This is a genomic window from Amycolatopsis sp. NBC_01480 (assembly GCF_036227205.1).
GTDB lineage: Bacteria > Actinomycetota > Actinomycetes > Mycobacteriales > Pseudonocardiaceae > Amycolatopsis.
The window spans coordinates 6,644,835-6,660,406 of the sequence record NZ_CP109442.1; the positions used below are offsets into that span (position 1 = coordinate 6,644,835).

A 15,572-nucleotide genomic window follows, 5' to 3' on the forward strand; every position below is an offset into this window, starting at 1 on the left:
GACTCCTTACCCGCGCTCGACGCGGGTAAGGAGTCCTTGACGGCGTTCGGCGGTCGGCAGGGCGGGATGGCCGTACGGTTGCCCCATGGCGAAGGCACGTCAGGTCGCGGGTGGCGGGCGGGCCGTCGAGGTGGCACCGGACCGGCTGGACGGCTGGTTCACGCGCTTCGCGGAGCGCAACGACGGCGTCCGGACGACCGTGCTCGGCGCCCGTGAAGTGTGCGTGACGGCGGGCAACGGTGTCACGGCGACCGCAACTGTCCCGTTCGGACCGTTGGCCGTGACGGGGGAGCGCGAGGGGCTGGCCGTAGAGCCGTTCGTGGCCCACGTGCTCGTGCCGCGGCTGATCGCGCTGCTGCTGGTGCGCCTGGGCGGGCACAGCCTCGGCCTCGCCCGCGGCGGGGTGGTGGTGCTCTCGCGCACCGACCGGCACCTGGTGCACGGCCGGTCCGCGACCGGCGGCTGGTCGCAGCAGCGGTTCGCGCGCCGTCGCGCGGGACAGGCGCGCACGGCGCTGGCCACGGCCGCCCAGGACGCCTTCGAAGTCCTCGTGCCCCGACTGTCCGAAGTGGACGCAGTGGTGCTCGGCGGCGACCGGCACGCGCTGGACCGGCTGCGCGCGGATCGCCGGCTCGCGCCGTTGTTCGCCCGCGCGGAGCCCCGGGTGCTTGAAATTGCCGAGCCGCGGCGAACCGTGCTCGAAGACGCGGCGGAGCAGGCGATCTCCGTGGAACTGGTGCTGCGTGAGAGGTGAACGCCCGGTGAAGCCGGAGTGAGACCGGCCACGGGGCGCAAAACCCGTGGACGGCGACCCGTACACTCGATCTCGTGGAAATCCTGCTGGAGTAGCGGCCGCACCGGACACCCGTGCCGAAACCGGGTGGTGCCGGTGCCCGAAGCTGTCCACGCCCACCCCCGAATCCGGGAGTTTCCCTTGATCACGGCCACTGGCCTAGAGCTGCGCGCCGGCTCGCGCATCCTGCTCAACGGCGCCACCGTCCGCATCCAGCCCGGCGACCGCATCGGCCTGGTCGGCCGCAACGGCGCCGGCAAGACCACCTCGCTGAAGGTGCTCGCCGGCGAGGGCGAGCCGCACGCCGGCGACGTCCGTCGCAGCGGCGAGCTGGGCTACCTGCCGCAGGACCCGCGCGAGGGCGACCTGTCCGTCACGGCGAAGGACCGCGTGCTGTCCGCGCGCGGGCTCGACACGCTGCTGCGCGACATGGAGAAGGCGCAGACGGCGATGTCGGAGCTGGTCGACGAGCGCCAGCGCGACAAGGCCATCAACCGCTACAGCCGGCTCGAGGAGCGCTTCGCGTCCCTGGGCGGGTACGCCGCGGAGAGCGAGGCCGCGCGCATCTGCTCGAACCTGGGCCTGGCCGACCGCGTGCTGGCGCAGACGCTGAGCACGCTGTCCGGCGGCCAGCGCCGCCGCGTGGAGCTGGCGCGCATCCTGTTCGCCGCGGCCGAGGCGGGCGCGGGCGGCAAGTCCGAGACGATCCTGCTGCTCGACGAGCCCACCAACCACCTCGACGCCGATTCGATCACCTGGCTGCGCGGCTTCCTCAAGCAGCACGACGGCGGGCTCGTGGTGATCAGCCACGACGTGGAGCTGCTCGGCGACGTGGTCAACAAGGTCTGGTTCCTCGACGCGACGCGCGGCGAGCTGGACCTGTACAACATGAGCTGGCAGCGCTACCTCGACGCGCGCGCCACGGACGAGAAGCGCCGCCGCCGTGAGCGCGCGAACGCCGAGAAGAAGGCGTCCGCGTTGCAGCAGCAGGCCGCGAAGCTCGGCGCGAAGGCGACGAAGGCGGTGGCGGCCAAGAACATGGCGCGCCGCGCGGAGCAGATGCTGTCCGCTCTGGACGAGACCCGGCACGCCGACAAGGTCGCCCGGATCAAGTTCCCGGAGCCGGCGCCCTGCGGCCGCACGCCGCTGATGGCCGAGGGGCTGTCGAAGTCCTACGGCTCGCTCGAGATCTTCACCGGCGTCGACCTCGCCGTGGACCGGGGTTCGAAGGTCGTCGTACTCGGATTGAACGGTGCCGGAAAGACGACATTGCTCCGGTTGCTCGGCGGAATGGAAACTCCGGACACCGGATCCTTGGTCCCGGGTCACGGAATGCGTTTGGGCTATTACGCACAGGAACACGAAACGCTTGACCATGAAGCGAGCGTGTGGGAAAACATCCGACACCTGGCCCCGGACACCGGTGCCCAGGAGTTGCGTAACCTGCTCGGCTCGTTCCTGTTCACCGGCGAACAACTCGACCAGCCGGCCGGCACCCTTTCCGGCGGCGAGAAGACCCGCCTCGCGCTGGCCGGACTGGTCTCCAGCGCCGCCAACGTGCTGCTGCTCGACGAGCCCACGAACAACCTGGACCCGGCCAGCCGCGCGCAGGTCCTGGACGCGCTGCGCAGCTTCGCGGGCGCGGTCGTGCTGGTCACCCACGACCCGGGCGCGGTCGAGGCGCTCGAGCCCGAGCGCGTCATCCTGCTGCCCGACGGCACCGAGGACCATTGGTCCGCGGATTATCTGGAACTTGTCCAGCTAGCGTGACCCAGATGCGGCCATTCGGGTGCTTGCCAACCGGCGCGAAGCACTGAAATGGCCCAATGTGATCGCAGTTTCGACTGTTTTACGTCTGTCGTCTGGCATTCCGGCGCTCAGTGTTCGATCATTGCCCCGGCAGGGGCCCAATGTGGCCCAGAACACCACTCGGCGGGAAGGCGATCGACGTGGCTGATCTCAAGAAAGGCGCGCGGATCACCGGCAACACGCGCGACAAGCTGGCCGCTGACCTGAAGAAGAAATACGAGAAGGGCTCGAGCATCCGGGCCCTCGCGGAGTCCACGGGACGGTCCTACGGGTTCGTCCACCGGGTCCTCTCGGAGTCCGGAGTCCAGCTGCGGGGGCGCGGCGGGGCGACTCGGGTCAAGAAGAAGTAGTGGTACCAGGGCTGCTGCGCGGGGGGCGCAGTCCCGGTTCGGCGGCTCGGAACGTGAGCGCGGCTCCGAGCAGCACCAGTGGATAGACCAGGTAGCCGTAGCGGGTTGCCGGGGTGAGCAGGATCAAGGCGCCGAGACCGACGGCGATCCGCACCAGCACCGCGGATCCGGTCGCGGGGGGCCGGCGCCCCAGCCACACCAGCATGGCCACCGCTGCCGCGCCGACCAGCACCAGCGAAACCACGTTGCCCACGGGGCCGGTTTCCGCGATCAGGTGGCCCGGCAACGGGCTCGCCGCGGGGGAGTGCACCACGCCCATCCCGAGCGGGAACCGGATCACGTGTTCCAGGAAGGCCTTCGGACCGGCCAGGTAGACCGGCAGGTGCAGCACCACCGTCGTGGTGACCAAAGTGGTCACGAAACGGAGAAGTTTCGTGCGCCCCAAGCTCTTTTCGCCGCGCCCGCGGTAGTAGCAGTACACCGCGAGCACCGCCGCGGCCGGTGCCACGATGAGTTTCGCGCTGATCACCAGCGCCAGCACCAGTCCCGACCAGCCGGCCCGGCCGGTCGCGGCGAGTGCGCACGCGAGCACCAGCAGTCCCACGATGGCCAGATCCGGCCCGGCGACCGACCACGTCAGCGCGGTCAGCGGGCAGGCGAGCGCCAGCTGCGCCGCGAAAACCGGAATCCTGGGCCAGTTCAGCATTCGTAGCGAGGCGATCACGCACAGGCACACGGCGAGCGCGAAGTACCAGCGGGCGTCGGTGAGCGCGTTGGTCACCGGGTTGCCGCCGAAAAGCGCGCGCGGCAGGCCGAAGACGGTCATCACCGGGCCGTAGGGCGTGTAGTCGTTGACCTCCGGCGGACGGCCGAGCGCGGTCACGTCGACGTACGGGGTGCCGTGCTGCAGCAGCAGGCGCGCGCTGCGCTCGATCACCCACACCTCGGGCTGGGCCGCCCAGGATCCGGGGGTGACCAGCCAGTCCACTCCGGTCAGCCGGCGAATCACCAGTACCGCCAGCGGGATGATCATTGCCAACAGCCCGACGGACGCGATGGCAAGCCAGCGCGAGCCCAGCCGTCCCCGCGGCTCGCGGCCGGCTCGGGCGGAGACCAGCAGCCAGGCGCTGTGCGCGGCGGCTAGCCCGTAGCCGGCGCTGGCGAACGCGCCCCAGATCCGGTAGCCGTAGAACTCCGAGGCGAACGCGCTGGCGAACGCGAACACGAAGCAGCCGAAGTAGAACAGCAGGTCCCAGCCGAGCAGCCGGATCGCGCGGGCTTCGGGCGCGCGGCCCGGTGCCATGAGCAGCTGCACCCTGCGTCCCCCTCGCCTCGGCGTATCGTGCCCCCGTCGCGTCAGGTTACCGAGGGCCCGCGGCGGGTGAGCGGCCGCCCGTTTGCCGCGGTCCGCACCGGATCGGGAAGAACTTCGGGTCTGCCGGTGTTGTGCGCTTCATATCCGCGAAAAAGCTCAAGTAACGTAGAAGTTTTAGCCGGGCCGCACCACCGGCCCGGACGGTGGGATGGGGGACCTTCATGGACAACACCTGGGCGCTGATGAGCTCGGCGATGCGCTCGGCGGACACACCGAGGGCGCTGACCAAGGGCACGGTCAAGCGCGTCGCCCGCTTCGCCCGGCCGCACTGGGTGCGGCTGCTGGTCTTCCTGGTGCTGACGGTCGTCTCGGCCGTGCTCGCGGTGACCACGCCGGTGCTGGCGGGCAAGGTGGTCGACTCGATCGTCGGCGGCCACGACCTCTCGGTGGTGATCTGGCTGGCCGTGGTGATCGCCCTGCTGGCCATCGCCGACGCGGGGCTGGGCCTGGCCGAGCGGTGGCAGTCCGCGCGCATCGGCGAGGGCATCATCCTCGACCTGCGGGTGGCCGTCTTCGAGCACGTGCAGAAGCTGCCGATCGCGTTTTTCACCCGGACCCGCACCGGCGCGCTGGTCAGCCGGCTCAACAACGACGTGATCGGCGCGCAGCGGACGTTCACCGCCACACTGTCCGGATTGGTCACGAACGTGATCCAGCTGGTGCTCTCGCTGGCGGTGATGGTGACGCTGTCCTGGCAGGTCACGGTGGTCGCGCTGGTGCTGCTGCCGGTGTTCGTGCTGCCCGCGCGCCGGCTCGGCCGCCGGATGGCCGGGCTGCAGCGCGAGTCCGCCCAGCTCAACGCCGGCATGACCACCCAGATGACCGAGCGCTTCTCCGCGCCCGGCGCGACGCTGGTCAAGCTGTTCGGCCACCCGAGCCAGGAGGTCGCGGACTTCGCCGGGCGGGCCGGGCGCGTGCGCGACATCGGCGTGCGCACGGCGATGCTCACCCGCTGGTTCATGACCAGCCTGACGCTCGTCTCCGCGTTGGCCCAGGCGCTCGTCTACGGCCTCGGCGGCTACCTCGCGCTGACCGGGCAGCTCGCGCCCGGCACCGTGGTCGCGCTGGCTCTGCTGCTGACCCGGCTCTACGCCCCGCTGACCGCGCTGGCGAACGTGCGCGTGGACGTGATGACCGCGATGGTCTCGTTCGAGCGCGTTTTCGAGGTGCTCGACCTGGACCCGATGATCAAGGAGCCGGCCGAGCCGAAGGCCCTGCCCGCCGGCACCGGTGCTGGTGTCTCCGTCGAGTTCGACGACGTGCGGTTCGGTTACCCCGCGGCGGACCGGTTCTCCCTCGCCTCGCTGGAGGATGTGGCCACTTTGGACAATCGCGGTGGCGAGGAAGTGCTGCACGGCATCAGCTTCCGTGCCGAGCCGGGCCAGATGGTCGCGCTGGTCGGCTCGTCCGGCGCCGGGAAGTCGACGATCGCGTCGCTGCTGCCGCGGCTCTACGACGTGGACGGCGGCGCGGTGCGGCTGTCCGGGACCGACGTGCGTGACCTCGATTTCGCCACCCTGCGCGAAACGGTCGGCGTGGTGACGCAGGACGGGCACCTGTTCCACGACACGATCCGCGCCAACTTGGCGTACGCCCAGCCGGGCGTGACTGACGACGAGATCTGGGCAGCGCTGGAGCAGGCGCGGCTCGGGGAGCTGGTGCACTCGCTGCCGGACGGCCTGGACACCACCGTCGGCGAGCGCGGCTACCGCCTTTCCGGCGGCGAACGGCAGCGGCTCACCATCGCGCGGCTGCTGCTGGCCCAGCCCAAGGTCGTGGTCCTGGACGAGGCGACTGCCCACCTCGACTCCGAGTCCGAGGCCGCGGTCGGCGAGGCGCTCACCGGCGCACTGGAAGGCCGGACCTCGCTGGTGATCGCGCACCGGCTGTCCACCGTCCGCGCCGCCGACCTGATCCTGGTGATCGAGCACGGCACGGTCGTCGAGCAGGGCACGCACGAGGAGCTGCTGGCGCGGGAAGGCCGTTACGCCGAACTGCACCACACCCAGTTCGACGAGGAGCCCGCGGTCGCTTAGCCGGTCCCGGAGCGCAGCGGATGACGTTTTCCCCGCACTCAGCGAGGGGAAAGCGTCATCCGCTGCAGCAAGTCGCGGGGGTCAGCGCAGGGCCGGGACCCGTGGCTCGTACTTGGCCAGCAGCGCCTTGTTCGCCTCGTCGCCACCCTCCACATTGGAACTGCGCCACAGCGGCACGTCCAGGCCCTCGGCCGTGCCGCGGTCGAAGACCTGGGCCAGGATGAGGTTCCACAGGAACGCGTTGACCACAGTGGACAGTGGCGCGGTGCGCGGTGCGCCGGCCGGGTGGCTGGCGTCGCCGGGGATGACCAGTGAGTCGAGGACCACGGTGCCCTCCTCGACCAGCGTAGTCGGCGACCGGCGCGGGGCCGCGGCCACGCATTCGCGCGAGGTCACCGCGATGACCGAGGCGCCGCGGCGGCGGGCGCCGGCGGCCAGCTCCACCGGGTACGGGTTCACGCCGGAGGTGGAGAACACCACCAGCACGTCGTCCGGGCCGGGCGCGCGCTCGGCGAGCACCTCTTCCGCCAGCCCGGTGCGGCGCTCGGTCTTGGTGCTGTGCTGCGCGCCGTGCAGCGGCAGCAGCTCCGGGTGGTACAGCGGGTACACGCAGGCGAGGCCGCCCGCGCGGTAGAACGTCTCGGCGACGGCGGCCAGCGAGTGCCCGGCGCCCGCGGTGAACACCAGCGCGTCGCTGCGGATCACCCCCAGCACCAGGTCCGCCGCCGCGGCCACCTGGCCGGCGTTGGCCGCCTCGGCGGCCGCGAGCTTGTCCGCCGTGCTCTTCCAGTTCTCCGTGGCGCTCACCACACCTGCCCTTCGTCGCGGGTCCGGTCGCCGAATCTAGCGCGTGACCACTCTTTGTGGTGGATCAGCGTGGTGGATTAGCGTGACCGCGGGGCAAGAAACGGATCCCGGTGACTGGGAGGCGGCAGGTGGACGAGGCGGAACCCGTCGTTTCGGTGCGGCGTGCGCGTGGCCGCACGCGCGCGGTCGTGTTGGTGCTGCACGGCGGGGCCGAGGTCGGCACCGCGGCCGTGCCCCCGTGGAAGCTGGCGTACCTGCGCATGGTGCCGCTGGCCCGCGCCCTGCACCGCGCGGGCGGCCCGTACGGCCTCGAGGTGCGGCTGCTGCGCAACCGGCGGTACGGCTGGAACGGTGCCGCCGAGGACCCGGTGCCGGACGCGCGCTGGGCGCTGGAGCGGATCCGCGCCGAGCACCCCGGCCTGCCGGTGGTGCTGGTCGGGCATTCGATGGGCGGGCGCGTCGCGCTGCGCGTAGCCGACGACCCGGCCGTGACGGGCGTCTGCGCGCTCGCGCCGTGGACCCCGGCCGGCGAGCCGGTGGACGCCGTCGCCGGGCGCTCGGTGCTCATCGTGCACGGCACCCGCGACCGGATGACTTCACCGCGTGACTCCCACGCCTTCGCCGAGCGGGCCCGCGAGGTCGCGGCGCGCGTCGCCCGGTTCGAGATCGGCGGCGAGGGGCACGCGATGCTCCGCCGTTCGCCGGTCTGGACCAGGTTGGTGTGTGCTTTCACACTGGACGTGATCGAGGCCGGGACAAAGGACGAAACTCTCATCAGGGCCTGGACCCGTCCCGCGGACGAGCGGTTGCGAATCCCCGTGTGAGACGAGTCGGGCGACCGGCACAAAGCGCACGCTTCGTGACCCGGGAATACCATTCACCATGGGCCGCACAGCCCGTCCGGAGGGAGTGTCTTGTCCACCTCAAGTGTCGACCGCGCGGCGGGACCGTCCCCGCAACCGATTCCGCAGCAGATCCCCGACGAATCCCGGTGGCCGGGCCTGGCCACCCCGCCGCATTCGCCCTTGCGCGCGCGGGCCGCGGAGGCGCTCTTCCGCCGCGCCGTCAAGTCGCTGGACCTGCGGGTGAGGTTCCCGGACGGGACCACGCTCGGCGCGGGCGGCCCGGAGTCGCCGGAGATGCGCATCCGCCGCCCCGCCGCGTTTTTCCACCGCCTCGGCGCGGACGCGAAGATCGGCTTCGGCGAGGCGTACATGGTGGGGGACTGGACCGCCGACGACCTGCCCGGCGTGCTGACCCCGTTCGCGGAGAAGCTGGCCACCATCATCCCGCCGTTCCTGCAGCGGTTCCGCCGGTTCGTCGAGCGCGTCCAGCCCGAGGCCGAGGAGAACACGATCGAGGGATCGCGGGAGAACATCCACCGGCACTACGACCTGTCCAACGACCTGTTCAGCACCTTCCTGGACGAGTCGATGATGTACTCCTCGGCGCTGTTCGGCCCCGGTGACAGCCTCACCCAGGCCCAGCACCGCAAGCTCGACAGCGTGCTCGACTACGCGGGCGTGCGCGAGGGCAGCACCGTGCTGGAGATCGGCACCGGCTGGGGCGAGCTGTCCATCCGCGCCGCGTCACGGGGCGCGAAGGTCACCTCGCTGACCATCTCGCAGGAGCAGAAGACGCTGGCCGACGCGCGCATCGCCGAGGCCGGCTACAGCGACCGCGTCGACGTGCGGCTGTGCGACTACCGCGAGGCCGACGGCGAGTACGACTCCGTGGTCAGCGTCGAGATGATCGAGGCCGTGGGCGCGTCCTACTGGCCGACCTTCTTCTCCACGATCGGCAAGCGGCTGCGCCCCGGCGGCCGGTTCGGCCTGCAGGCGATCACCATGGACCACGACCGGATGCTGGCCGCGGCGCGCTCGTACACCTGGATCCACAAGTACGTCTTCCCCGGCGGCATCATCCCCTCGGTCGAGGCGATCGAGCAGGGCATGGCCGAGAACACCCGGCTCAAGCTGGCCGGCATGCGGGAGTTCGGCCAGGACTACGCCCGCACGCTGAAGCTGTGGCGTGAGCGGTTCCTCGCGCGCTGGACCGACATCAAGGACTTCGGGTTCGACGACGTGTTCGGCCGGATGTGGGAGTTCTACCTGGCCTACTCCGAGGCCGGGTTCCGCTCCGGGCACCTCAAGGTGCACCAGTTCGGGTTCGCCGACCCTCGCTGAACAGGGCGTTCTCTCCCGGCACAACCGGCCCAGGGTGCCGCACGTCCTCATACTGAGGGCATGCGGTTCACTGGGCCGCGCCAGTTGCTGATCCGACCGGAGGTAGGCGGACACGGGCTGCAGCCGATCGGCGTGCAGAAACCCTATCCGCGTGGCTGTAGTCGGATCAGTAACTGAACAGTATTGCCGGATTCGGGGAACAGGGTGATGGACCGATGACGTACGGAGGCGACGACGGCAGGCGGCGGGAGCCGCCCCGGAGGCCCCAGCCACCGGGTAACCCGCGGCAGCACCAGCGGGCGCAGATGATGCCGTTGCCGGGTTCCGCCCCCAGCGCGTACGACCAGCGGACGCGGCCGATGGGCAACCGGGGCGAGGCGCCGCCGCCCGGTCCGCCGCCCCGGCAGGACCCGCCAGGCCCGCACGAGGGCGGCCCCGCCCCGCGGCCGCGCCGTCGCCGCCGGTGGAGCGTCGGCAAGATCCTGATGACGCTGGTGCTGATCTTCGTCCTGTTCATCGGCGGCATCTGGGCCTACCTGGAGTTCTCGATCACGCGGGTCGACGCGCTGGCCGACTACGACGGCCGGCCCGCCGCCGCGTCCGGCACCAACTGGCTGGTGGTCGGCTCCGACAGCCGCGCCGGGCTCTCGGCCGCGGAAGAGGAGAACTTGGCCACCGGTGACACCACCGACGCGAGCGGCCAGCGCACCGACACGATCATGGTCGCGCACATCCCGGACAACTCCACGAAGCCGACGCTGCTTTCGCTGCCGCGGGACTCCGAGGTGAAGATCCCCGGCCACGGCACCAGCAAGATCAACGCGGCGTACGCGCTCGGCGGCCCGGCGTTGCTTGCGAAGACCGTCGAAGGCGTCACCGGCCTGCGCATCGACCACTACGCGGAGATCGGCTTCGGCGGCTTCGCGACCATTGTGGACGCGATCGGCGGGGTCGACATGTGCGTCGACAAGGACATGAACGACACGATGACCGGCATCAACATCAAGGCCGGCTGCCAGACCCTGGACGGGCGCGACTCGCTCGGCTTCGTCCGGATGCGGCACAGCACCGCGACCCCGCGCTCGGACCTCGACCGGGTGGCGAACCAGCGCAAGTTCATCGGCGCGCTGGTCAGCCAGATCGCGAGCCCGGGCACGCTGCTCAACCCGTTCCACTTCTTCCCGCTGCTGTCCGCGGCGCCGGCCGCGCTGACCATGGACTCGGGCGACCACGTGCACAACCTGGCCGGGCTGGCGATCGCGATGCGCGGCATCTCCTCGGGCGGCGTGCTCACCGGCACGGTGCCGGTCACCGACGGCTCGGCCACGCATTGGGACAAGGCCAAGTCGACGCAGCTGTTCGACGCGCTGAAGAACGACACCCCGGTGCCGGACGGTGTCCTCGTCAGCTGAGGGACGCCCGAGCGGTCGCCTGCCGGAAAACGGCGGGCGTCGCGCGGGCGTCTCCTGTCACCATGGGGCGATGGACACCCCACGGGAAACCCTGACCGAAACCGGGATCACGCTGGCCCGCTGGCGCCCGGAGCAAGCCGGCGACCTCGTGGCGGCCGTGCAGGGATCCCTGGCGCACATCGGCGCCTGGCTGCCCTGGGCCACCGATGGCTACGGGCCGGCCGAGGGCGCCGAATTCCTGGCCGGCACGGTGGAGCACTGGGAGTCGGGGGAGTCGTACGAGTACGCCCTGCTCGCCCCGGACGGCGCCGTGATGGGCAGCTGCGGCCTGATGCGCTGCTCCGACGGCGGCGGCGTCGAGATCGGCTACTGGCTCGGGCTCCCGTACACCGGCCGCGGCCTGATGACGGCGGCCGCTTCGCTGCTGGTCGCCGAGGCGTTCCGCGCGGGCGCCGAGTTCGTCGAGATCAAGCACGACGAGCTGAACACCCGCAGCGGCGCCATTCCCGCCCGGCTGGGCTTCACCCTCGACCGCAAGGAGTCCGCCGCCGGCGAGGAGCTGGCCCCGGCCTGCTCCGGGACCGACCACGTGTGGCGGCTGGACCGTCCCTGAGCAGTGCCGGGAAGAGCAGTGCCGGTCAGGCCGCCTTGCGCTCGCGCAGGAGCTTCAGCGCGCGGTCCGCGTGGGCGGTGAAGTTCAGCTCGCTCTTGATCACGTCCAGTACCCGCCGGTCGGTGTCGATGACAAACGTCTGGCGCTTGGTGTGCAAGGGAATCAGCTTGCGCCACACGCCGAACTGCTTGGCCACGCCGCCGTCCACATCGGACAGCAGCGGGTAGTCGAAGCTGTTCGCCGCGGAGAACGCGCGCTGCTTTTCGACGGCGTCCGGGCTGATGCCCACGCGCTGGGCGCCCACTTCGGCGAACTCGGCCGCCAGATCGCGGAAGTGGCAGCTCTCCGCGGTGCAGCCGCTGGTCATCGCGGCCGGGTAGAAGAACAGCACCACCGGGCCGGACGCCAGGAAGCCCGACAGGGTGCGCTCCACCCCCTGGTCGTCGGCCAGGGTGAAATCGGGGGCGAGGTCGCCGGTCTCCATCAGGGTGGGTCCTTTCGGTCGGGGCCGCGGAAGAAGATCCTCTCAGGGACTTCGAAACCGCGGCCCGGCCGGATGGCTCAGCCCGCGTGCCGGCCGATCATCTCGTCCACTTCGTCCCCGGTGGCGGAGTCGGCCACGAACGAGCCGCGCCCGCCCAGCACACCCAGTTCACGCAGCCGCTGCGCGTGTTCCTTCGTGCGCACGCCCTCGGCGCCGATCCGCAGGTTCAGCTCCTTCGCCCGCGAGACGAGCTGGGCCAGGTGCCGCGTGTCGGTCTCGGTCGGGTCGTCGGCGAGCAGGTCGATCACCGCGCCGGCGAGGATCACGTGCCGCACCGGCAGCCGGTGGCGCGCGATCAGCTCCAGGTCGTCGGAGCCGGAGATGGTCAGCACCAGCTGGGCACCGAGGTCGGCGAGCACGGTGAACGAGTCGAGCACGTCGCCGCCGTCGTCGAACATCGACTGGCGGTCGGTGCACAGCCGCAGCGCCCGCGCGGGCAGCTCGTGCCGGTCGAGCTGCTCCTTGACCAGCAGCACCAGGTCCGGGTCGGCGGCGAGCCGCTGGGGCAGCCGGATGCACACGTCCGGCGCCGCGCCGCCGAACCGCTGCCGCCAGCGCGCGGTCGCGGCCAGCGACTCGGCGAGCAGCCACTTGCCCAGCGGGATCGTCATGCCGGTGATCTGCGCCAGCGGGTAGAACTCGTCGGAGTCCAGCTCGCCGCGGTCCGGGTGGTTCCAGCGCAGCCCGGCGTTCACCGCGGCGATCTTGTCCGGGTCGGCCAGCATCACGGTCGGCTGGTAGACGAGCGAGAACTCACCGTTCTCCAGCGCGCCGGCGATCACCGCGCCCAGCTGGTAACGGCCGCGGTCCCGGGCGTCGAGCTGCGGGTCGTACAGCATCCACTGCGCCTTGCCCGCCTCCTTGGCCCGGTGCAGCGCCAGCTCGGCCGCGCGCAGCAGCTCGACGTGGCTGCTGCCCTCGGTCACCGAGCGCACGACGATGCCGGCGCTCGCGCTGACCCCGATTCCGTGCCCGCCAAGGTAAATCGGCTCGTTCAGGTCTTCCAGCGCCTGGTCGACCAAGACGACTGCCTGTTGCTGGGTCAGCTCTTCGCCGCGCAGCAGGACTCCGAAGCCGTCGCCGGACAGCCGCGCGACGTACCCGTCGTGCTTGCCGGTGAAGGTCCGCGACAACTTGCTCGCGACCTCCTTCAGCACCTCGTCGCCGACTCCGGCGCCGAGGCCGTCGTTGATCACCTTGAAGCCGTCGATGTCGAGGTACACCAGGCCGAGCCGGCCGCGGTTGGGCGTGCCGAGCGCGGCCTCCAGCCGGGTGGTGAACGCCTGCCCGTTCGGCAGCCCGGTGAGCGGGTCGTGCAGGTTCTGGTGCAGCAGCCGCTCGCCGAGCAGGTGCAGGTCGTCGGTGTCGGCGGCCATCAGCACCGGGAAGCGCGCCTCGGGCCCGTCGCCGGGCAGCCAGGCGAGAGTGACGTTGGTGGTCAGCCGGCCGTCCTGGCTGTGCGCCAAGTGCACGCCGCGCTCGGTGACGCGGTCGGTGCCGGGCGCGCTCAGCCGTTCGAGCCCGCCGCGGATCCGGTCGGCGTCGTGGGTGGTGGCCGCCAGGTCGGACAGGTGCCGCCCGCGCAGCCGCTCCGGCGGCGAGCCGACCAGCTTCCCCAGCGCGGGGTTGGCCTCGACGATGTCGCCGGCGGTGTCGGCGAGGGCAATCGCAATCGGCGCGACGGTGAACAGGGTGGTGAACCGCAGCAGGGCACCCTCCTGCACCGGGTCCGCTGTCCGGATGACGTCCCGGGCGAACTCGAGCAGGAGCCGCTCCCGGTCCTGGAGGGGAAGCGTTACTCCTTTGGTGTCAGCCAGCATCGCCGCGTACCGGCGCGCGACCTCGGACACCCCTGGTTGGTCACCAGGCTCAGGCACACTCCACCCCTTCATGCGCGGACTAAAGCCAGCTCAGACGTGGTGCGAGGAATCATGGACCCACACTAGGTATGAGTTGGCCGTGAGTGATGCCACGGCATCACGCGCGATCCGGGGTGTCTACCGGCTGAACGAGTGATGGACACTGCACAAAAGGTGACGGCATGTCACCTTGAGTGCGCGAACGTGTCTCCCGATGCCGACAGGCCCCCGGCCCGCGCCCCTCAACGTCGAGCGGAAGCCGTCAACGATATTCGAGGCGCATCGGCAGTCCGTCGGCGGGCACCGGCAACGAGACGTAGTCCCAGCGCGCGGTATAGGCCGCCGGCACCGACCAGCGGTAGGTCCGCAGCATCTCGTGCATCAGCGCCTTGACCTCCAGTCCGCCGAACTGGAGGCCGATGCACTTGTGCGCGCCGCCGCCGAAGGGCATCCAGGCGAAGCGGTGCGATTTGTCCTCGCGGCGCGGCTCCGCGAACCGCTCGGGGTCGAAGGCGTGCGGGTTCGTCCAGTGCTCGGCGCTGAAGTGGTTCAACGTCGGCGAGACCCCGACCAACGTGTCCGCGGGGATGTAGTGACCGAGCACCTCGGTGTCCTTTGTGGTCTTCCGGGCCATCGAGGGCACCGGCGCCACCAGCCGCAGCGCCTCCTTCATGACGAGGTCGAGCGTCTCGAGCCCGTCCAGCGCCTCGATGTCGGGCAGGTCGTCGCCGAGCGCCAGCGACTCGGCCCGGGCGCGCTCCTGCCAGTCCGGGTGCTTGGCCAGGTAGTAGGCCATGGCGCTGCTGGTGATGGTCGTGGTGTCGTGCGCGGCCATCATCAGGAAGATCATGTGGTTCACGACGTCGACGTCGCTGAACCGGTCGCCGTCCTCGGTGGTGGCGTGGCAGAGCGCGGCGAAGAGGTCGTCGCCGTCGTCGCGCCGTTTCGCGGGCAGGTTCTCGCCGAAGTAGCGCTCCAGCACCCGCCGGCCGCGCAGCCCGGCGGCCCAGCGCCCGCCCGGCACCGGCGCGCGGACGATCGCGGTGCCGGCGCGCACCGAGCTGACGAACGCGCGGTTGATCTTCGCCGCGTCCGCGTCGGAGCGCATGTCCATGAACACGCGGGTGGCGACGTCGAGGGTCAGCTGCTTGAGCGCCCAGTACAGCCGCGGGCTGGTGCCGGTGGGCCAGGACTGCACGCCCTCGCGCAGCGCCGGGCCCATCTGGGCGACGTAGCCGGTGAGGCGCTCGCGGGTGAAGGCCTGCTGCATGATCCGCCGGTGCAGGTGGTGCTCGCCGAAGTCGAGCAGCATCAGGCCGCGCTCGAAGAAGTTCTCGATGAAGAACTTCCAGCCCTCCTGCGAGAAGGCTTTGTCCTTGTTCACCAACGCGATCTGTGTCGCCTCGGGCCCGGACAGCGACACGATCCGGCGGCCGAAGCCGCCCATCCACGACACCGGGCCGTACTGCTCGTACCGGCGCAGGCTGAAGTCGAGGCCGAAGCGCATCATCTCCAGCGCGTGCCCGACCACGGGCGGCCCGTCGTCGCCCAGCACCGGCTTGAGGCCGCTGCCCGCGGGCGGCGCCGCCAGCTCGCGCACCGGCCACGAAGCGCCGAGCCAGCGCTCGTCGACCTTGCGGGGCAACGGGATCGCCGTCAACGGCGGCACCCGTTCACGCAGGGCCTCGGCGACTTTGCCGACCGCGCTCGTCATGGAGGATCATCTCCCGCCTGGCTCTGGGACGTGATCCAGCGTGCACCCTTATTGACGCAGTGGCAATACCTCGG

13 protein-coding genes are annotated in these 15,572 nt (G+C 71.0%); 8 read left to right on the forward strand and 5 right to left on the reverse strand.

Annotated features, from left to right (window positions below):
* The first annotated feature begins 85 nt into the window (after nucleotides 1–85).
* The 3 genes from OG371_RS31770 (at nucleotide 86) to OG371_RS31780 (ending at nucleotide 2,952) form a co-directional block, all read left to right on the forward strand.
* On the forward strand, nucleotides 86–754 hold the full coding sequence (locus tag OG371_RS31770; protein WP_329059155.1) for an acVLRF1 family peptidyl-tRNA hydrolase: 669 nt from the start codon (nucleotides 86–88) through the stop codon (nucleotides 752–754).
* A gap of 180 nt (nucleotides 755–934) precedes the next feature.
* Nucleotides 935–2,563: an ABC-F family ATP-binding cassette domain-containing protein gene (locus tag OG371_RS31775; protein WP_329059156.1), complete on the forward strand. Its 1,629-nt coding sequence runs from the start codon at nucleotides 935–937 to the stop codon at nucleotides 2,561–2,563.
* A gap of 179 nt (nucleotides 2,564–2,742) precedes the next feature.
* Nucleotides 2,743–2,952: a helix-turn-helix domain-containing protein gene (locus OG371_RS31780; RefSeq protein WP_003071237.1), complete on the forward strand. Its 210-nt coding sequence runs from the start codon at nucleotides 2,743–2,745 to the stop codon at nucleotides 2,950–2,952.
* On the opposite strand, the gene OG371_RS31785 is transcribed toward OG371_RS31780, so the two are convergent.
* Nucleotides 2,939–4,255, reverse strand: a complete 1,317-nt coding sequence (locus OG371_RS31785; protein ID WP_329073328.1) for a glycosyltransferase 87 family protein — start codon at nucleotides 4,253–4,255, stop codon at nucleotides 2,939–2,941. The genes OG371_RS31780 and OG371_RS31785 overlap by 14 nt on opposite strands.
* A gap of 233 nt (nucleotides 4,256–4,488) precedes the next feature.
* Here OG371_RS31785 and OG371_RS31790 point away from each other — a divergent pair, with 233 nt between their 5' ends.
* The gene (locus OG371_RS31790) at nucleotides 4,489–6,363 is read left to right on the forward strand and encodes an ABC transporter ATP-binding protein (RefSeq protein ID WP_329059157.1); all 1,875 of its coding nucleotides are present in this window, start codon (nucleotides 4,489–4,491) and stop codon (nucleotides 6,361–6,363) included.
* 81 nt (nucleotides 6,364–6,444) lie between these two features.
* Here OG371_RS31790 and OG371_RS31795 read toward each other — a convergent pair whose 3' ends face one another.
* The gene (locus OG371_RS31795) at nucleotides 6,445–7,173 is read right to left on the reverse strand and encodes an SIS domain-containing protein (protein ID WP_329059158.1); all 729 of its coding nucleotides are present in this window, start codon (nucleotides 7,171–7,173) and stop codon (nucleotides 6,445–6,447) included.
* A gap of 125 nt (nucleotides 7,174–7,298) precedes the next feature.
* On the opposite strand from OG371_RS31795, the gene OG371_RS31800 reads away from it, so the two are divergent.
* The 4 genes from OG371_RS31800 to OG371_RS31815 all read left to right on the forward strand — a co-directional run bounded on the left by OG371_RS31800 (nucleotide 7,299) and on the right by OG371_RS31815 (nucleotide 11,381).
* A complete protein-coding gene (locus OG371_RS31800; protein WP_329059160.1) occupies nucleotides 7,299–7,994 on the forward strand; it encodes an alpha/beta hydrolase in 696 nt (231 codons plus the stop codon).
* Between the two features lie 90 nt (nucleotides 7,995–8,084).
* Nucleotides 8,085–9,356 (forward strand): cyclopropane-fatty-acyl-phospholipid synthase family protein, encoded by a 1,272-nt coding sequence (locus OG371_RS31805; RefSeq protein ID WP_329059161.1) that lies wholly within the window; start codon nucleotides 8,085–8,087, stop codon nucleotides 9,354–9,356.
* Nucleotides 9,357–9,571: 215 nt separating this feature from the next.
* Complete coding sequence (locus OG371_RS31810) at nucleotides 9,572–10,768, forward strand: LCP family protein (RefSeq protein ID WP_329059163.1); 1,197 nt, start codon at nucleotides 9,572–9,574, stop codon at nucleotides 10,766–10,768.
* A gap of 70 nt (nucleotides 10,769–10,838) precedes the next feature.
* On the forward strand, nucleotides 10,839–11,381 hold the full coding sequence (locus tag OG371_RS31815) for a GNAT family N-acetyltransferase (RefSeq protein WP_329059164.1): 543 nt from the start codon (nucleotides 10,839–10,841) through the stop codon (nucleotides 11,379–11,381).
* 25 nt (nucleotides 11,382–11,406) lie between these two features.
* Here OG371_RS31815 and OG371_RS31820 read toward each other — a convergent pair whose 3' ends face one another.
* The 3 genes from OG371_RS31820 to OG371_RS31830 form a co-directional block, all read right to left on the reverse strand.
* Nucleotides 11,407–11,865 carry a peroxiredoxin gene (locus tag OG371_RS31820; protein ID WP_329059165.1) on the reverse strand — a complete coding sequence of 153 codons (459 nt, stop codon included), beginning with the start codon at nucleotides 11,863–11,865 and terminating at the stop codon, nucleotides 11,407–11,409.
* A gap of 77 nt (nucleotides 11,866–11,942) precedes the next feature.
* The gene (locus OG371_RS31825) at nucleotides 11,943–13,745 is read right to left on the reverse strand and encodes a diguanylate cyclase domain-containing protein (protein ID WP_329073329.1); all 1,803 of its coding nucleotides are present in this window, start codon (nucleotides 13,743–13,745) and stop codon (nucleotides 11,943–11,945) included.
* 301 nt (nucleotides 13,746–14,046) lie between these two features.
* Nucleotides 14,047–15,498 (reverse strand): cytochrome P450, encoded by a 1,452-nt coding sequence (locus OG371_RS31830; RefSeq protein ID WP_329059166.1) that lies wholly within the window; start codon nucleotides 15,496–15,498, stop codon nucleotides 14,047–14,049.
* Between the last annotated feature and the right edge of the window lie 74 nt (nucleotides 15,499–15,572).